This is a genomic window from Brooklawnia sp., assembly GCF_032229645.1.
Taxonomy (GTDB): domain Bacteria; phylum Actinomycetota; class Actinomycetes; order Propionibacteriales; family Propionibacteriaceae; genus Brooklawnia.
The window spans coordinates 1-17,889 of the sequence record NZ_JAVTWX010000021.1 but is presented as its reverse complement, the minus strand read 5'-3'; the positions used below and the strand labels follow the sequence as shown (position 1 = coordinate 17,889).

The following is a 17,889-nucleotide window of genomic DNA, read 5'->3' as shown; positions in this document are numbered from 1 at the left end:
CTTCCTGCCGGCGCGATCCTTGATCACGTCGACCAGAGCAGCGCCGGTCTGCGGATCCTTTTGTCCGAGCACGTCGGCGGTGATCTCGATGAGGTAGCTTGCCAATTCGCCGGCGTTCCAGCTCGTGAAGATCTCGGCGGCCTCGTCGTTGCCGATGCCTGCGGCCTTCAGCAGTTCATAAGCCTCGCCGATGACCTGCATATCGGAGTATTCGATGCCGTTATGGATCATCTTCACGAAGTGGCCTGCGCCGTTGGGGCCGATCCAGGTGCAGCAGGGTTCGTCGCCCACATGAGCCGAGATGGCCTCCAGCATGGGTCCGACGATCTGGTAGCTCTCCGGGGTACCGCCGGGCATGATGGACGGTCCGGTCAGCGCGCCGTACTCGCCGCCGGACACGCCGGTTCCGACGAAATGGAATCCCTTGGCAGAGATCTCCTTCTCGCGGCGGATGGTGTCGCGGAAGAACGCATTGCCGGCGTCCAAGATGATATCGCCCGGCTCCAGATAGGGAAGCAACTCGTCGATGGTGGCGTCGGTGGCCGCGCCGGCCTTCACCATGACGATGATGGAACGCGGATGTTCGATCGAGGCGACGAAGTCGGCGATCGACTCTGATCCGATGAACGTGCCTTCGTGGCCATGATCGGCCAGTACCTGCTGAGTTTTCGCGTAGGTCCGGTTAAAGATCGCGACGGTGAAGCCCTTGTGGGCGAGATTGCGGGCGAGATTGGATCCCATCACCGCCATACCGACGACGCCGATATTGGCCTTGTCTGACATATGCTGCTTCTCCTTGCTGTGTCGAGCCAAACGATCCTGGACCGCACTTCGGCCCGGCAGGTTGCATGCCAGCAACCATCGCCGTGGTCGTCCGATTGCGGCGGACCACCGCTCTTGGTGGCCCTCCCCGTCGCCTCAGCCATCGAGTCATTGTCTAGAGCAACGCTACGGCCAAATCGGTCGATCTCGGGTGTTCGACGTGGAATCTGGCCATTGTTGCCACCGGCGAGCACTGCTCGTGGAAGACATCGGTCGGTTAGAGTGTTCAGCGTGGACAACCCGGGCTCAGCAGGTAAGGCCGTCACCATCTACGATGTGGCCGCAGTAGCCGGGGTCAGCCCGTCGACAGTCTCCCGGGCGTTTTCCCGTCCAGGACGAGTGAGCCCAAGAACAGCAGCCCACATCCATGAGGTTGCAGCCGAACTGGGCTACCGTGCGCCGCAGGCGGTCAGGGCCGAGACGAGCCGGCAGTCGAAGATGCTCGGGATCAGCGCCACAGATATCACCAATCCGTTCTTCTTCGGTATCATCCGCGGCGCCGAGCATGTGGCGGTCGCCGAGGACTATTCGATCCTGCTGGCCGATTCGCAGGAGAACGACGAACTCGAACGCAGGCTCTTCGATCGGACGACGCCCATCGTCGACGGCATGATCGTGGCCACCTCGCGGCTGCCGGACTCGGTTCTGCGCCATGCAGCGAAGGTTGCCCCGATCGTCTCGTTGAACCGGCTGGTGCCAGGCATCCCAAGTGTCATCACCGACAATGCGCGAGGTATGCGCCGGGCGCTGGAACACCTGGCCGAGCTGGGACACCGGCGGGTGGCATACGTCACCGGCCCGAGTACGTCATGGGCCGACGGGGCCAGGCAGCGGGCCTTCAGGGAGGGCTGTTACGAACTCGACCTGGTAGATCATCGTGTGGGCCCGACTGCACCGACGGTGCGCGGCGGTATGAGCATCTTTCCGCAGATCCGCGAGCAGCACGTCACCGGGGTCATCTGCTTCAACGACATCGTCGCCGTCGGCGTGATGCGCGCGGCCCGGGCGGTCGGAGTCCATATTCCCGGTGAGCTGTCTGTCGTGGGTATTGACAATGTCTTCGTCTCCGACTTGGTCACTCCGGGCCTGACGACAGTCGCCTCCCCGCTCACCTTGCTCGGTGAACGCGCGGCACGCACTATCATCGCGTTGGCCAACGGCCAGGAGCCGGAGGTCAGCGCCGACCGCCCGACCGTCTTGCCGATGCGGCTGATCGTCCGAGAGTCGACCGGTCCGGCTCCTCGGCGTTTAGGGACCCAGCCTTAATTCATCGGGCATTGACGGGCCCCCGAGACCCACGATCAGCTTTCCGGACGCTCCGAGCTCAGCCGGAACAGCACCTCGCCGGCATCGGTCACCACATGGAAACTGGGATCGTCCATGAGTGCGGGAATGGTCGCCGGATCCCGGTAGCCGACATTGATCGAGGCGCAGACCTCGGCTGAGATCTGGGTGGCAAAGGTCAGCTTCAGTCGGCAGTTCTCGACACCGGTTTCGGGATCGTAAGTACCTGCTCCGCGGGCATGCGTGGAATGCGCCAGCACGCCCCAGGGCACGTCTTTGAACGTCTCCCATTGCTTCACAAAGTAGTCGCGGCAGTGGTAGCCGATCTGGTAGATCTCCGGATGGGCTTCTGAGACCGTGGTGATGTGGGGGGCGTAGATGATCGTCTCGCCGCCATCGGCGACTGCGGGCTCGGTCTTATAGAAGCCCTTGGCGGCGGTCCAGATGTCGTGGTAGCGCGTCGGGATCTCGGCGATGACGTTGGTGAACGGCTCATCGACATACTCAATGTGGGTCTGCGCGGTCACCTTCGCCTGCTCGGCCCAGGCGTCCTCGGGACTACCGAAAGATGCGGACTCCAGTTCGTCGGAGTACGCCTTGACCACGAATGCCAGACAATATTTTTCGCCGGAAATCAGAGCTGCGCCCTCGTTGATCATGGCGCGCACCGGAGTGATTCCGGGAGATCCGATCATCTTCGCTGAGGTGATCAGTGCTCCCACCCAGTGGGTCATATCGATCAGTTCGTGAGCGGCGCAGCCGGGGATGAAGTACTTGTTGCCACCGGAGATGCCGACGACCTCGTGCGGCAGGATAGGGCCGACGATGATCTTCACGTCGGCGTCCACCACGGTCTTGTTGATCAGCACATCGGTGCCCAGATTCAGGCGCCCACCGGATAGTTCGTTGATGCGATCGGCGTCGATATGGCCGACGTTGACCAACTGCTCGGGGTCTTTCCACAGATGGTTGACGATCGGCATGCCGGGGTAGACCTGCCCAAGGTCGGCGTCGGGATCGCCGGCCGTCCAGAGCGCGATCTCATCGGGCTCCATGTACTCGTGGGTGCCCAGTGCGATGACGCAGCTGATGCTGGCGGCCTGGCCCGCGACCGCCTGGTATACGGCGCGTAGGATGCGCGGCATCGGGCAGCCCCGTGTGTCGTCCGGGATGATGAGGCACAGACTCTTGCCTGCCAGATCGATCCTGCCGATCGCTTCAGCGACGAAGCCTTCGAACTCCTCGACACCGATGTGATAGCCCGGGCCGCCGACGGTAGATATGGACATGACACGCTCCTGATTGAGATCGCTGAGTTCACGATACAGCCCGCGGTCGTCGTTTTACCCCGAGAGATCTGCCGCCGGTAGGGCAGCTGGCAACAGCTGGCAACTGTTGGGGCAGTTCGGGGGTATCGACGAGAATGTGGCGCATGGGATCTGAACTGACCTTGCATGACGACCGCCTATTTCCCCCGGACGAGGCCGTCCGCCGGATCGCGCGCGGTATCTATGCCGCAACCAAGGATCTGCCGATCATCTCGCCGCACGGGCACGTGCCTCCCGCGTGGCTGAGCGAGGATCTTTCGTTCGATAATCCCACCAGGCTGCTGCTGACTCCCGATCACTACATCAATCGGATTCTGCACGCCAACGGTGTGGAGTTGTCCGCGTTGGGTGTTCCGGTCACTCGTAGCGACATGACCGAGACAGACAACCGCAATGCTTGGCGGACCTTCTGCGCGCACTGGGCCGATTTCAACGGCACGGCGATGCGCTACTGGCTGACCGATCAGCTGGTGGGTGTTTTCGGTGTCACTCAGCGTCCGAGTGCAGCGACCGCCGACGAGATCTACGACACCATTCAGGCCTGGATCGATGATGAGGATCATCGTCCGCGTGCCCTGATGGACCAGTTCAATATCGAGTTCATCGCCACGACCGATGACCCCTGCGATGACCTACACGAGCATGACCTGCTTGCCGCCGATGCCGAGTTCGCGGCAAAGCACCACGTCGCGCCGACCTTCCGTCCCGACAAGTACCTGCTGCCCGGTAGCCCTGACTGGAATGAGCGCGCCGACAGGCTCGGCGAGATTGCCGGGCTCGACGTGAGCACGCTGGCCGGATTCACCGCAGCGTTGGAGAGCCGTCGCGCCTACTTCAAGGCTCACGGCGGAGTGAGCACCGACCATGGCATCCAGGATCTGAACGCCGCCTACCTCGACGCGCAGGATGCCGAGCGGCTCTACGCCAAGGCTCGCGCCGGGCAGATCACTGCTGCCGAGGCCGACGCCCTGCACCACCACCTGATCATGGACCAGGTGCGCATGGCCACCGAGGACGGCTTGACGCTGACGCTGCACCCGGGATCCTTGCGTGACCACGACCGCGCCACCTTCGAGAAGTACGGGGCCGATGTCGGCTGCGACATTCCGCATGCCCTGGAGGTCACCCGCGCCACCCGCGAGATGCTCAATGCCTTCGGCAACCATCCGAACCTCAACCTGGTGCTGTTCACCCTTGACGAGGATGTGTACAGCCGCGAAATCGCGCCGCTTGCCGGGTTCTACCGCTCGGTCTTCATCGGCGTCCCGTGGTGGTTCATCGATGCTCCCCAATCGATCATGCGTTTCAAGGAAGCCGTCACCGAGATGGCCGGTTTCAGCCGGATCTCCGGAATGATCGACGACACCCGCGCATTCTGCTCGATTCCGGCTCGTCACGACATGATGCGCCGCATGGACGCCGCACATCTGGCCAACCTGGTCGCGGTGCATCGTCTCGACGAGGACGAGGCGCTCGAGCAGGCCCGCAAGCTCGTCGTGGATAACCCGAAGAAGGTATTCAAGCTGTGAGCCGGATCCTGAACCGGGCCCAGGATGGTCGTCGGGCTGCGCCGATCCGCATCGTCCATCTGGGCATCGGGAACTTCACCCGCGCACACCAGGCCTGGTACACCGAGCATGCGACCGATGCTGATCAGTGGGGCATCGCCGGATTCCCCGGTCGTACCACGCTGGGGCCGCGGGTTTCGCCGCGCGATGATGCCCTGGACGCTCAGCAGGGTCTCTACCAGCTCGACATTCAGGCGCCCGATGGTGACCGGGTCGAGGTGATCAGCTCGGTCTCGAAGACCTTCCGGTCGCACGACATTGACTCATGGACGAAGCTGTTCGCCGACCCGCAGGTCGTCATCGTCACCTCGACGATCACCGAGGCCGGCTACTGCCGCAATCCGCAGGGCGACCTCGACCTGGGCAATCCCGATCTCGTCGCCGACCTGGACCAGTTGAAGTCGGGCCGACTGGATGTTCCGGTCTTCACCGGACCGGCGAAGTTCGTCCGCGGGCTGCTGGCCAGACGGGCGGCCGGTGCCGGGGCGATCACCTTCGTGCCCTGCGACAACGTGCCAGAAAATGGGGCGATGGCGAAGACCGTCATCCGGCAGGCCGCACAGTATGTCGACCCGAGTCTCAGCGAGTGGATCGATGAGAACGTCGGCTTCGTCACCACGATGGTCGACCGCATCACCCCGCACACCAGCGATCAGGACGCGGCCAGGGTTGCGGAGTTGACCGGCATCGTCGATCCCGGCCTGGTGGTCTGCGAGCCGTTCGCGGAATGGGTGCTGGCAGGCGAGTTCAAGGCCGGGCATCCCGATTGGGAGAGCGTCGGCGCGAAATTCGTGGACGAGATCGGCCCCCATGAGATGCGCAAGCTCTACCTGCTGAACGGCTCCCATTCGCTGATGGCCTACTGCGCCCCGGTGCTCGGTCTCGAGACCGTCTACCAGGCGATCAACGACGAGCGGGTGCTCGGCTGGGTCAACGCCTTCTGGGACGACGCCGTGCAGCAGGTTCCGCTGCCGGAAGCCGAGAAGCAGGCCTACCGTGCTGCGCTGCTGGAGCGGTTCACCAACCCGCAGATGAAGGATCAACTGGCCCGCATCGCTGCCGACGGTTCTCAGAAGCTGCCGATCCGTACCGTGCCGCACATCAAGGCGCTCTTGGAGCGCGGCGAGGTCGCGACCGGAGCAACCCGTGCGGTCGCGGGCTGGACGCTGCATCTGCGTGGCCTGGGCGCCCCGATCTCGGACGCAGCCGTCGCGCAGCTGGTCGATGAGGTGCGTGCCGGGGACCTGGCGAGCGCTGTGCACGCCGTGCTCGGTTACCTGCAGATCGACGACGAGAGGGTCGCGGTCGCGGTGCTGAGCCAGGCTCAGGAGATGCAGACGATCGGTGGCTGACCGGCTGTCCGGTCCACCCAACAGCAGCTGATGGAGATGACAGCGGCTACCGCAAATCGAAATTCGGTAGCCGCTGTCATCTTGGGTGGCTATGCCGAAATCCGGCGGGAATAACTGAGATGGCCTGAGTAGAAGGTCATCTCGATTGGGTCGGGCAAATCCAACCCGTGATAGGGGTTGTTGCGGGACGCCGAGCGCGACGTCTCCCGATCCACGACAGCACGCCGGGTCGGGTCGACGAGCACCAGGTTGGCCACCTCGCCGATGCGCAACATGCCGCCCTGATCCGGTACGCCGGTGAGACGGGCCGGGGTCACACTCATCACTCGGACGAGATCTGTCCAATCCATTCGTCCCGTGTTGATCATCGTCTCGATGACCGATGCCAGCGCCTGTTCGAGTCCGAGCATGCCGGGCTTGGCGTGCGCGAAATCACCCTGCTTGGCCTTCGGGTCATGCGGGGCATGATCGGTGCCGACCACATCGATGGTGCCGTCGGCCAGCGCTGACCGTAGCGCCTCGATGTCCTCGGCCCCGCGCAGCGGAGGATTGACCTTGAATGCGGTGTCCAGCCCGCGCAGCAGTTCTGAGTCCAGAAGCAGATGGTGCGGGGTCGCTTCCGCCGTGACCTTGACGCCGCGCGCCTTTGCCCAGCGCACGACCTCAACGCTCTCCGCGGTCGTGATGTGGCAGGCGTGCAGTCGTCCGCCGGTGAGTTCGGCCAGCTGCACGTCGCGAGCGATGATGGTCGATTCGGCTGCCCACGGCCAGCCGGTGATGCCGAGGTCGGCGGCAACGGTACGTTCATCGGCCGCCGCCTGGGGGCCGGCCAGCACATGATCTTGGCTGTGCTGAGCGATGATCACGTTGGCTTCGGACGACAACCGCAACGCCTCACGCATCAGGGCTGAGTTCATCACGCATTTGCCGTCGTCGCTGAACATCCGTACGCCGGACGCAGCCATCTCGGCAATGGGGGACAGCCGGTCGCCGGCGAGTCCGATGGTGATTGAACCGATCGGGAAGACCTCCGCGTTGCCTGCGGCGCGCCCCAGTTCGGCGATGTGAGCGGCGCGCTCGACCGAGTCGGTCACCGGATCGGTATTGGCCATCGCGAAAACGGCGGTGAAGCCACCGCGGGCCGCGCAGGCGGTGCCGCTGGCCACGGTCTCGGACTCTTCGAAACCGGGCTCACGCAGGTGGGTGTGCATATCGACCAGTCCGGGCAACGCCAGCAGCCCATCAGCCTCGATGATCTTGGCACCAAGGGCGGGCCCGGCGACCAGACGGCCGTCCGCGATGTGCAAATCGAGCGGGGTGCCCGAGGCCGAGCGGGCACCCTTGATCGAATAGCCGCTCATTCCTCGTCTCCGGAGTCCAGCCCGAACTCCTGCACCGCGATGCCGCGCAGGGCCTCGGCCCGGGAGTCGGACAGCACGCGACGCACCTGCTCGGGAAGCTCGCGGGCAGCCATCCACTCGTCCAGCTTGGCGATCCATTCGCGATCGGCCAGTACTGCCGGCCACAGATAGCTGAGCGCGGTCTGGCGTGCCACGTGTCCGCGCTTGGCCCAGCTGCCGGACGACGTGGCGATCTGGTCGCAGAGTTCGAGGTAGGCGTCCTGGTAGCCGTTGAGGAGTTCCTCTTGGCCGAACTTCCAGAAGTTGCCGGCGATCGCCACGTGGGTGCCGTTCGGTATGTCCGGATCTTCGGTGGCGAGCCGCCAGGCCTCGGCCTTGGTCTGGGGGTCGGCGAGTGCGGCGCGTGCGCCGGCCGCGAATTCGGTCCCGGAGATGGTGCGGTCGCTCTGGTACTGGGCGTCGATCTGTTCGGTGGTGACTCGTCCCAGGCGTGCGAGCGCGGTGAGGATCGCCCAGCGGCGATCGGTGTCGATCGGCAGCCCTTCGGGAATCTCCTCTCCGATGAGCCAGCCCTCCAACAGTCCGGCACCTGCCGGTGAATCGACGGCGGAGATCATCGCGTCGGCGACGGCCAACTGGCGGTCCGAACCGGGCCCGGCCGCTTTCAGTAGCTCGGCCAGGCTCACCACCAACAATGCGCGAAGCTGATGCCGCTGGGACGGCGCGGCATAGCGCGTGACGGCCAGGTGGGCCTGCCGCAGCTGATTGATGACCGCGGTCACGTCGGATTCGGTCTGTAGACCGCTGAGAACCAGGGTCAGATAGTCCGTCGAGGTGAGTTGCGCATCGCGCCAGGTATCCCAGGCGGTCGTCCACACAACCGCACGCGCCAGCGGGTCGACGAGCTTCGCCATGTTCTCGGTGGCCATTCGCTGTGAATCGGCGTCCAGACGCACCTTGGTGTAGGTCAGATCTCTGTCATTGAGCAGCACGAGATCGGCACGGGGCTTGCCAATCAGAGCCGCGGCGACCGTCTGTGCTCCGCTGACATCGAGTTCCAGCGATTCGCGCCGCAGCAGCCCGCCCGCTCGAAGGTCGTAGAGCCCGATTGCCAGCCGGTGGGTTCGCAGCGTCGGGTGCTCGGGATCGGCACTCTGCACGACCTCGAAGCGCGAATAGCTGCCGTCGTCCGCGATATCGAAGTCGGCCCGCATCAGGTTGACGCCGGTGGTCTCCAGCCATTCGGCAGCGAACCCGGAAAGATCGCGTCCGCTGGACTTCTGCAGTGCACCCAGCAGGTCGGCGAATGTGGTGTTGCTCCACGCGTGTTCGCTCAGGTAGTCACGCACCCCGGCCAGGAACTGCGATTCGCTCACATAGGCGACCAGCTGTTTGAGGACGCTGGCGCCTTTGGCGTAGGTGATGCCGTCGAAGTTCTGATCAACAGTCTCGAGATCGATCATGTCGGCGGCGATCGGATGGGTACCCGGTGCCTGATCGACGCGGTACGCCCACAGCTTGCGCATATTGGCGAAGGTCGTCCAGGGATCATTGCCGCCATACCGGTGGGCGATCTCGCTTTGGCAGTAGTAGGCCGACCATTCAGCGAAGCTCTCGTTCAGCCACAGATCGTCCCACCACTTCATGGTGACCAGATCGCCGAACCACATGTGAGCCAGCTCGTGCAGGATCGTATTGTCGCGGCGGGCGTAGTCGTCGGCAGTGACCTTGGAACGGAAGAGATATTCGTCGCGGAAGGTGACACACCCGGCGTTTTCCATGGCGCCCGCGTTGTACTCCGGTAAGAAGAGCTGATCGTAGGAACTGAATGGGTACTCGCAGCCAAATGCCTGCTCGTAAACCTCGAAGCCCCGCTGGGTTGTGGTACCCATCTGCTCGACCTCGAGATAGGGGGCCATCGACTCGCGACAGACGAAATCGGCGGGCACCACACCCTTGACGGACGTCAGCTGACCGGCGTGCACGTAGAACTCGCCTGCCACCAGCGCAGTGATGTAGCTGGAGATCGCAGGAGTGGGTTCGAACGACCAGGTCGAGTGACCGTCGCCGTCCGGAACCGGGTCAGCCGCCCGCGAGTTCGAGTAGACCTTCCAGGTCCCGGGGGCCTTGACGGTCAATTCGAAACTGGCCTTGAGGTCGGGCTGATCGAAGCAGCCGTACATCCGGCGCGCATCGGCGGTCTCGAACTGGGTATAGAGGTACACCTTGTCATCGGCGGGATCAATGAAGCGGTGCAATCCCTCACCGGTGCGCGAGTAGCGGCACAGTGCGGTGACGGTCAGTTGGTGTTCTCCGCTGGCCAGGTCGAGCGCGAGCCGGTAACCGTCGTGGGCGTCTTTGGGCAGCTGAACGCCGTCCAGCCATGCGTCGATGAGTTCATCGGCTATCAGATCCAGCCAGCTGTGGCCGGCCTCACTGGCGAACTGCACGGTGGAGGTGGAAATGAAAGTGGCTGTGGGATCGGCCAATGGCTCGTCATCCAAGCCGCGTCCGGTGAGGTCAACGGTGACGCGGTAGGCGTGGTTGGTGATGAGGTGGGAGCGTTGCTGGGCTTCGTCCCTGGTGATATTCACCGAACTAGTCATGGGGCCTTCCAATCTTTGTCCGTCCGCCGCTTCCCCCGGGGGTAGCGGACCCAACCCGCCGGTAACCGCGTTTACGTAACACTGTGGAGGTTACCGGTTGGGGCCGACATTTCGTGCGAGACCCACGGTTGTTCGCGAATGGAGAATTCTTGGTGGTGCTGCACACCCTCCGACCTAGGCTTGAGCGTATGAGTGATGGACTTCAGCGAGTTGACTTCTGGTTCGATCCGATGTGCCCGTGGGCGTGGATGACATCGCGTTGGATGCTGGAGGTGGAGAAGGTGCGTCCGGTGCATACCGTCTTTCACGTGATGAGCCTTTCGGTGCTCAACGAGGGCCGCGATCTGGATCCCGACTACGTGGAGGCAATGAAGCGGGGATGGATCGGCGTACGTACCGCGATCGGTGTGGAGCAGCAATACGGCGGCGAGGCACTGCGCGATTTCTATACGGCGCTCGGCACCCGTTATCACCCGAATGGCGAGTCTGTCGGTGACCCCGAAGTTGTCAAGGCGGCATTGCGCGAATGCGGATTCGACGAGACGATCGCCGACCGCGCCCAGACGGACGAGTACGACGAGGCGCTACGGGCCTCTCACCACGCGGGAATGGATCCGGTGGGCGATGAGGTCGGCACTCCGGTGCTGCATATCAACGGCAAAGCGCTTTTCGGGCCGGTCATTTCCCCGGCTCCTACCGGTGAGGCGGCCGGGGACCTCTTCGACGGGGTGTCCAAGGTGACGGCCGCCGACGGGTTCTTCGAGCTGAAGCGCAGCCGCGACCGCGGGCCAATTTTCAACTAATCTCCGCGTTTCCCGCGTGGCATCCCCACCATTGTGGTGCTGGCTTCATACGATGGCTTGACCATTGGGGTCGAGTGCCATTTTGGACGGGGTGAGACGAATGTCAGTCGCTGAGCAGCTTGAGATTGCTGCGCCTGCAACGACCGCGCGGCGCGGATATTTCGCCGACGAAGATGCGCCACATTTGCAGGTGGCGCCTCGGCGTGCACAGATCACCGACATGGTGCTGCCCGGCTTCGGCTTCGAGAGCTTTCCGATCGTGCGCGAGAACCCGCGCCGCCGCGCGCCGATGCGTGCGCTGCTCGATCGATGGCTGCTGCGTGAAGGTGGCGCCCGGCGGGCTCTGCTGGATCCCAACGAAGTGCTTGCAGCCGAACTCGTGCGGCTGTCGGGTCTCGATCCGCGCTGGGGTTTTCTGCAGGCCACCCGCGCTTTCGGCGATGTCACCGAACTGGATCACTGGGTCGTCGGCCCCGGTGGCATCTATCTGCTGAACGCCAAGCACCTGCCGGGCTCGAAACTCCACATCACCGGCGACAGGTTCCTGGTGGATGGTCGCGAGCAACCCTACGTTCCGCAGATTCGTGGCGAGGCGCAGCGGCGGGCCGGTGGATTCTCCAGCTCGATGCATTGGGAGATCGGCATCACCGGTGTGATCGTCCCGGTCAATGACCGCCGTCTGGTCGTCGAACGATTCCCCGCCGACGTTGCCGTCATCGATCAGCCCGATATCGCGAATTGGCTGGTCAACCGACCGGAGCAGTTCAACAAGCGGCAGGTGATGGCGGCGTTCAATGCCGCCCGTGAGACCACCTTGTGGGCGCCGAAGTTCGTCGCCTGAGTCTGGTGCAGGCTGCCGGCCCCCTTTGCGGGTGCTGCCAAGATTGACCCATGCCTTCGGAAGACGACGATCAGATCATCGGTGCCGAATTGGAATCGGATGCGAGCGCCAGCGTCGCTGAGGCCGGGCTGGACGACCAGCATCGCTGGAGTGAGCTGGCGGGCCTGATCAACGACGCCCAAGAGGCCTACTACGGTCAGGATGCGCCGACGATCTCGGACGCCGAGTACGACGCGCTGATGCACGAGTTGCAGGATCTCGAGACGCACTTCCCGCAGTTGCGAACACCCGATAGTCCGACCCAACGGGTCGGAGCCGCTCATCGAATCACCGACTTTGCGCCGGTGACGCACCTGGAACGTCTGCTCAGCCTGGACAATGTTTTCAGCACCCAGGAGCTTGCGGATTGGATGGCCCGCACCCAACGGCTGCTGGGCGATGCGACTCCGTCGTGGCTGTGCGAGTTGAAGATCGATGGCCTGGCGGTCGATCTCGTCTACCGCGAGGGCCGGCTGGTCTCTGGAGCGACCCGCGGCGACGGACGCGTGGGGGAGAACATCACTGCGAACGTCGCATCAATCGCAGGCATTCCTCATGTCTTGGCAGGCTCCGAGATCCCCGCACTGCTCGAGGTCCGTGGCGAGGTGTTCTTCCCGATCGAGGGCTTCGCAGATCTCAACGCGTCGTTGGTCGAGGCAGGCAAGGCGCCGTTCGCAAATCCACGGAACGCGGCGGCCGGGTCGCTGCGGCAGAAGAATCCGGCGGTGACGGCGTCGCGTCCGCTGCAGATGCTGGTGCATGGCATCGGTGCGCACGAGGGACTGGACGTGCAACGTCAGTCGCAGGCGTACCGGCTGCTGGCGGGCTGGGGCTTCCCGACCTCGCCGGCGTACCAGGTGGTCGCTTCCGCGTCCGAGGTCTTGGAGTACGTGGCCTATCACGGTGAACACCGACACGATCTCAAGCACGAGATCGACGGCGTGGTCGTCAAGGTGGACGAGTTCGGCCAGCAGGGTGAACTCGGCTCGACCTCCCGGGCCCCACGGTGGGCGATCGCCTTTAAGTACCCGCCCGAGCAGGTCAACACGAAGCTGCTCGACATCCAGGTCAATGTCGGACGCACCGGCCGGGTGACGCCTTTCGCGGTGATGGAACCGGTGAAGGTGGCCGGCTCGACGGTTTCCCGCGCCACCCTGCACAATGCGTGGGAGGTGGCCCGCAAGGGCGTGTTGATCGGCGACACCGTCGTGCTGCGTAAGGCCGGCGACGTGATTCCCGAGGTGCTGGGTCCGGTCGTTGAGCTTCGCGATGGCACCGAGCGACGCTTCGTCATGCCGACGCGTTGCCCGGTTTGCGGATCACAATTGCGTCCCGAAAAGGAATCTGACAAGGATATCCGCTGTCCGAATTCGAGGTCTTGCCCGGCACAGTTGACCGAGCGTCTCTTCGGGCTGGCCTCACGGCAGAGCTTCGACATCGAGGCCCTGGGCTGGGAAGGCGCTCGCGGCTTGTTGGCTGACGGCGTGCTGGTCAACGAGGCGGGATTGTTCGACCTCGACGCCGAGCAGCTGATGCGGGTTCCGTTGTATACACGCGCCGCCAAGAAGTCGGATCCGCCGGAGCAGGTCGTCGACGGACGCGTGCTGTCGGCGACCGGGCATAAGCTGCTGGCCAACCTTCAGACCGCGAAACAGCAGCCACTGTGGCGGGTGCTGGTCGGATTGTCGATCCGCCATGTCGGCCCCACGGCGGCACGAGCGCTCGCCGAGCGCTTTGGCTCGATCGACGCGATCAGGGCGGCATCGGTGGAGGAGCTGGCCACCACCGAAGGCGTGGGACAGATCATCGCCGAGGCGGTCGGGGAGTGGTTCACCGAGCCGTGGCATCTCGAGGTGGTGGAACGCTGGGCGGCCGCCGGTGTGCGGATGGCGGACGAGGCAGCCGGGCCACAAGAGAGCGAGCCGCAGACCTTGAGCGGGCTGACCGTCGTCGTCACGGGAACCCTGACCGGCTTTTCCAGGGATTCGGCCAAAGAGGCGATCGTCGCGCGGGGCGGCAAGGCGGCCGGTTCAGTCTCCCGCAAGACCGACTATGTGGTCATCGGCGATAACGCGGGATCGAAGGCCACCAAGGCCGAGGAGCTCGGATTGCCGATTCTGGACGAGGACGGCTTCGTCCGGCTGCTGGAGTCAGGACCCAAAGACTCGACGGGGTCGGTGGCTGAGGCGGTGGCGGCCGAGGGCTGATTTCTGGGACCATTGGACCATGCGCGTACACATCGGAACCGATCATGCCGCCTTCGACTTGAAGGAATACCTCGTTGAGCACCTGACTGCCGACGGTTTCGAGGTCATCGACCATGGAGCGGTCAGCTATGACGCGCAGGACGACTACCCCGATTACATCATTCCCACCGCTGAGGCCGTGGCAGCCGATGCCGGTTCGCTGGGCATCGTGCTCGGCGGGTCGGGCAATGGCGAGCAGATCGCGGCCAACAAGGTGAAGGGGATCCGTGCGGTGCTCGCCGACCGTGTCGAGTTCGCCGAACTTGGACGCCAGCACAATGATGCGCAGTGTATTGCGATGGGCGGGCGCTTTGTCACACCGGAGCTCGCTCTGGAGATCACCCGGGCATTTCTGTCGACTCCTTTCTCCGGCGATGAGCGCCATGCTCGCAGGATCGAGAAGATGGAACGCTACGAGCAGGCCGGCTCACTTGCGCAGTGACGCCCGGGCGGAGTGATCCGGGAGTGGAGTGAAGCCGGGAGGTCCAGTACACTTGGTCGAGTTCGCCGCATGGGTGGCGGCAATCGGGGCGTAGCGTAGTGGCTAGCGCGCCTGCTTTGGGAGCAGGAGACCGCAGGTTCGAGTCCTGTCGCCCCGACCATATCGTGTGGCTTCGGCCCTGGCCCTCGGGCAGCCGCGCTCTACTCGGGGGTCGTGGCCTGTTGCACAGGGCATCCGCATGACTCGCGCAGTTCGAGCGTGAACGGCACTCGGACGAATTCAGGAACCGCCTCGGGTGAGCAGTCGACGATGTTGAGCGCGGCTTCGGCGATCAGGTCGGTGGGTTGACGCACCGAGGTGAGCGAGGGAATCAGGAATGGGCTCAACTCGGTGGCGTCGATGGAGACCACGGCGACCTCGCCTGGGACCGACAGCCCGAGTCGATGAAGCGCGCTCAGCGCACCGATCGCCTGAGTGTCGTTTGACACGAACAGGCCGTCCGGCGGTTCTGGCTGGCTGAACAGCTCCATCGTGGCATCGAAACCGCCCTGGAATGAGTATTCGGCCCGACGCGCAAGACGCTTGGTCTGCTGTGGCGAATATCCCGTCTCGTCCCGCCAGCCGCGGTAGCGGACGCTGAAGACGCCATGCTCGACCGGACCCAGAACCGCGGCGATGCGGCGGCGTCCATGCTCCAGCAGGTGTCCTACTGCCGCGCGGGCCGCTGCCCGCTGCGCGATGCCCGTGGGCACGACCTGATCGGACCCGAACCGCAGCACGTTGACGGCTCCGTGCGCGACCGGTGAGCTGCCTGCCTGCAGCGTCGGTCCGATGATCAGTACCGCGTCCACCCGCCTGCGCCAGAAAGTCTGCAGCATCTGTTGCTCAGCGGATGGGTGATAGGCCGTCGATCCGACGAGCACGGCCTTGCCTCGCTTGGACGCCTGGCGTTCGACCTCGGCCACCAGATCAGAGAAGAAGGGGCCGTTGAAGTTGGGAACCAGCATGCCGATGGCGTTCGAGTCGGATCCCCGGAAAGACAGCGCCACCGGATCCGGACGATAGCCGAGCTCCTCGATAGCGCGCAGCACTCGCTGCCGAGTCTCCTCGGACACGAACTTGGGTCCGTTGTTGACGACGTAGCTGACTGTGGCCGGCGAAGTCCTGGCGCGCCTCGCGACGTCCGCTCTGGTGGGGTTCCTGCGGGGGGTTGTGGACGACAAGACGAGTACTCCTCTGGCTACCGGGCGATCAGGCGTCCGGAGTCTGGCGACAAGCGCCCGGACCCACCAACCGATGACCGCGCTGGGAAGAAATGTTAGAGCATCCCGAGCCGCGCATCCCGCCCGTCTTGCGGTTGGGGCCGGTTGCTGCGGGCGGTTCAGGCTGTGCCTCCTCCGGCGCTGACCAGATGGGTCATTGGCCGGAGTACCGGCTCTCGAGGCTCTCAGGTGACACGTGACGTCTAAATTTCAAGTTGCGTCTTCCAATCGAGGTGATACGTGTCATATAGTGACTATCGCCAGCTGGTCGTTGCGGGCGATGACGCCTGAGCCAGCACTGGGAATCGGTCCAGGAAGGACGGTTTCGTGAGCTATAAGAGCGCGCTTCCGGCTGCCAGTCCAGACAAATCCACATGGGAGATGTCGGGCGCCGAGCCGGGATATTATCGGCTCAGGACGAAAGAAGTACTCGGTTATTCGTCTGTCGATTTCGCCATGAACCTCGTGTTCCAGGCGATCATGATGTACATCACCTTCTTCTACACCGATATCTTCGGATTGCGGGTAGCAGATGTGACGTTGATGTTCCTGCTGTCGAGATTCGTCGACGCTTTCGCCGACCCCATCATGGGCACGATCGCGGAGCGCTCGAATCCGTCCAAGGGCAAGTACAAGTCGTGGTTGATCTTCGGCGCGGTGCCCTTCGGTGTGATGGCGGTCCTCACCTACACAACCCCCGACTTCGGCTACGGAATGAAGCTGCTCTGGGCGTATGTGACCTACAACCTGTTGAACATTCTCTATTCGGTCATCATCAATCCGTACATCTCGCTGGCAAGCGTGATGACCGCCGATCCGGCGCAACGCACCAAGCTGCAGAGCGTTCGCATGATGTGCGCACAAAGCGGCGGTGTCATCGTTGCCCTGGCCCTGCCACTGGTCAGCGGCCGGCTGTCGCGGTACCTCTCGCTGCAGACCAGCTATATGACCACCACGATCGTCTTGGCGGTCGTCATGATCGCGACGCTGTTCTGGGCATCCACCCAAGTGGTCGAGCGGATCAAGGTCACCTCCCATGAGGACCCGCCCGGGTTCAAGGACGTGATCCATCAGGCGACCCACAACAAGTACGTGGTCTTGATGTTCCTGCTGTTCTTCGGCGTCTACGGCTTCAACACCGTCCAGTCGTCGTCGGGTGTCTACTACATGACCTACTACGCGATGCGCCCCGACATGGTCGCCTGGTTCTCGATGATGAACGTGCTGCCATCGGTGGCCGGCGTCGCCGTCGTCCCGTGGATGATCAAGAACTTCCGTAAACGCGGCACCGTGATGCTTGGCCTGACGATCGGTGCGGCCGGTGCATTGCTGCTCGGCCTGCTGCCGCCGACCGGCATCGTCTTGATGCTGACCTTCCGCGGCGTGAGCTCGTTCGGTTACGGCTTGTTGATGGGCAGCCTGTGGGCGATCATCACCGATCCGGTCGAGTACGGCGATCTGCACACCGGGCGTCGGTTGACCGCGATCGTCATGACGCTCATCGGGCTCGGTCTCAAGTTCTCCATGCTGCTCGGAGGCGTCCTACCGACCTTGATCTTGGACGCGGTCGATTACGAGCCGGGAGTCGCACAACAGACCCAGCAATCACTCAACGGCATCCACCTGATGTCATCCTGGCTGCCCGCAGGGATTCTCATTGTCACCCTGATCGTCTTCGGGTTGTCCTATGACCTCACCGAGGAGAAGGTCGCCGACATTCAACACAAGATCGCCGTCCGAGACGGGCTGCTGGCGCCGGTCAATGACGAGGAGCGGGCGCTGGCAGCCGAGGGTGAGGCAATGCGAGCAGCCACGGTGCTCAAACACGATACCGACGCCCTGCAGGCCGGCCTTTCCTCAATCGATTCCCCTGACGAACGCGAACCAACGGAGGGTACCCAGAAATGAAATGCGTTCATGTAGTGAAGATCGGCA

The 17,889-nt window shown here is 63.7% G+C and carries 13 protein-coding genes and 1 tRNA gene; 9 read left to right on the top strand and 5 right to left on the bottom strand.

All coding sequences use genetic code 11. The features are described 5' to 3' along the window. The coding region (gene gndA, locus AAFP05_RS01345) for an NADP-dependent phosphogluconate dehydrogenase (RefSeq protein ID WP_341728052.1) at positions 1-783 on the bottom strand (783 nt) is incomplete at its 3' end. 270 nt (positions 784-1,053) lie between these two features. On the opposite strand from gndA, the gene AAFP05_RS01340 reads away from it, so the two are divergent. Beyond that, entirely contained in the window at positions 1,054-2,088 is a 1,035-nt protein-coding gene (locus AAFP05_RS01340; protein ID WP_341728051.1) for a LacI family DNA-binding transcriptional regulator, read from the top strand. 35 nt (positions 2,089-2,123) lie between these two features. On the opposite strand, the gene AAFP05_RS01335 is transcribed toward AAFP05_RS01340, so the two are convergent. Then, positions 2,124-3,395 carry a lactate racemase domain-containing protein gene (locus AAFP05_RS01335; RefSeq protein WP_341728050.1) on the bottom strand — a complete coding sequence of 424 codons (1,272 nt, stop codon included), beginning with the start codon at positions 3,393-3,395 and terminating at the stop codon, positions 2,124-2,126. A 134-nt stretch (positions 3,396-3,529) separates the two neighbouring features. On the opposite strand from AAFP05_RS01335, the gene uxaC reads away from it, so the two are divergent. Both uxaC and AAFP05_RS01325 read left to right on the top strand, forming a co-directional pair. Next, on the top strand, positions 3,530-4,963 hold the full coding sequence (gene uxaC, locus AAFP05_RS01330) for a glucuronate isomerase (protein WP_341728049.1): 1,434 nt from the start codon (positions 3,530-3,532) through the stop codon (positions 4,961-4,963). After that, complete coding sequence (locus AAFP05_RS01325; RefSeq protein ID WP_341728048.1) at positions 4,960-6,354, top strand: mannitol dehydrogenase family protein; 1,395 nt, start codon at positions 4,960-4,962, stop codon at positions 6,352-6,354. Before uxaC ends, AAFP05_RS01325 begins: the two co-directional genes overlap by 4 nt. An 89-nt stretch (positions 6,355-6,443) precedes the next feature. On the opposite strand, the gene AAFP05_RS01320 is transcribed toward AAFP05_RS01325, so the two are convergent. Next, positions 6,444-7,715: a dihydroorotase gene (locus tag AAFP05_RS01320; RefSeq protein ID WP_341728047.1), complete on the bottom strand. Its 1,272-nt coding sequence runs from the start codon at positions 7,713-7,715 to the stop codon at positions 6,444-6,446. Next, on the bottom strand, positions 7,712-10,321 hold the full coding sequence (gene pepN / locus AAFP05_RS01315; protein ID WP_341728046.1) for an aminopeptidase N: 2,610 nt from the start codon (positions 10,319-10,321) through the stop codon (positions 7,712-7,714). Before pepN ends, AAFP05_RS01320 begins: the two co-directional genes overlap by 4 nt. Positions 10,322-10,509: 188 nt before the next feature. Here pepN and AAFP05_RS01310 point away from each other — a divergent pair, with 188 nt between their 5' ends. From AAFP05_RS01310 to AAFP05_RS01290, 5 genes are all read left to right on the top strand, one after another. After that, complete coding sequence (locus AAFP05_RS01310; protein WP_341728045.1) at positions 10,510-11,124, top strand: DsbA family protein; 615 nt, start codon at positions 10,510-10,512, stop codon at positions 11,122-11,124. Positions 11,125-11,224: 100 nt separating this feature from the next. After that, the gene (locus AAFP05_RS01305) at positions 11,225-11,965 is read left to right on the top strand and encodes a hypothetical protein (RefSeq protein ID WP_341728044.1); all 741 of its coding nucleotides are present in this window, start codon (positions 11,225-11,227) and stop codon (positions 11,963-11,965) included. 50 nt (positions 11,966-12,015) lie between these two features. After that, complete coding sequence (gene ligA, locus AAFP05_RS01300) at positions 12,016-14,211, top strand: NAD-dependent DNA ligase LigA (protein ID WP_341728043.1); 2,196 nt, start codon at positions 12,016-12,018, stop codon at positions 14,209-14,211. Between the two features lie 19 nt (positions 14,212-14,230). After that, positions 14,231-14,692 (top strand): ribose-5-phosphate isomerase, encoded by a 462-nt coding sequence (locus AAFP05_RS01295; RefSeq protein WP_341728042.1) that lies wholly within the window; start codon positions 14,231-14,233, stop codon positions 14,690-14,692. 84 nt (positions 14,693-14,776) lie between these two features. Then, positions 14,777-14,852 (top strand) — tRNA-Pro (locus tag AAFP05_RS01290). Between the two features lie 40 nt (positions 14,853-14,892). Here AAFP05_RS01290 and AAFP05_RS01285 read toward each other — a convergent pair. After that, a complete protein-coding gene (locus AAFP05_RS01285; protein WP_341728041.1) occupies positions 14,893-15,915 on the bottom strand; it encodes a LacI family DNA-binding transcriptional regulator in 1,023 nt (340 codons plus the stop codon). Between the two features lie 366 nt (positions 15,916-16,281). On the opposite strand from AAFP05_RS01285, the gene AAFP05_RS01280 reads away from it, so the two are divergent. After that, positions 16,282-17,862, top strand: a complete 1,581-nt coding sequence (locus AAFP05_RS01280; RefSeq protein WP_341728040.1) for a glycoside-pentoside-hexuronide (GPH):cation symporter — start codon at positions 16,282-16,284, stop codon at positions 17,860-17,862. Positions 17,863-17,889: the final 27 nt, after the last annotated feature.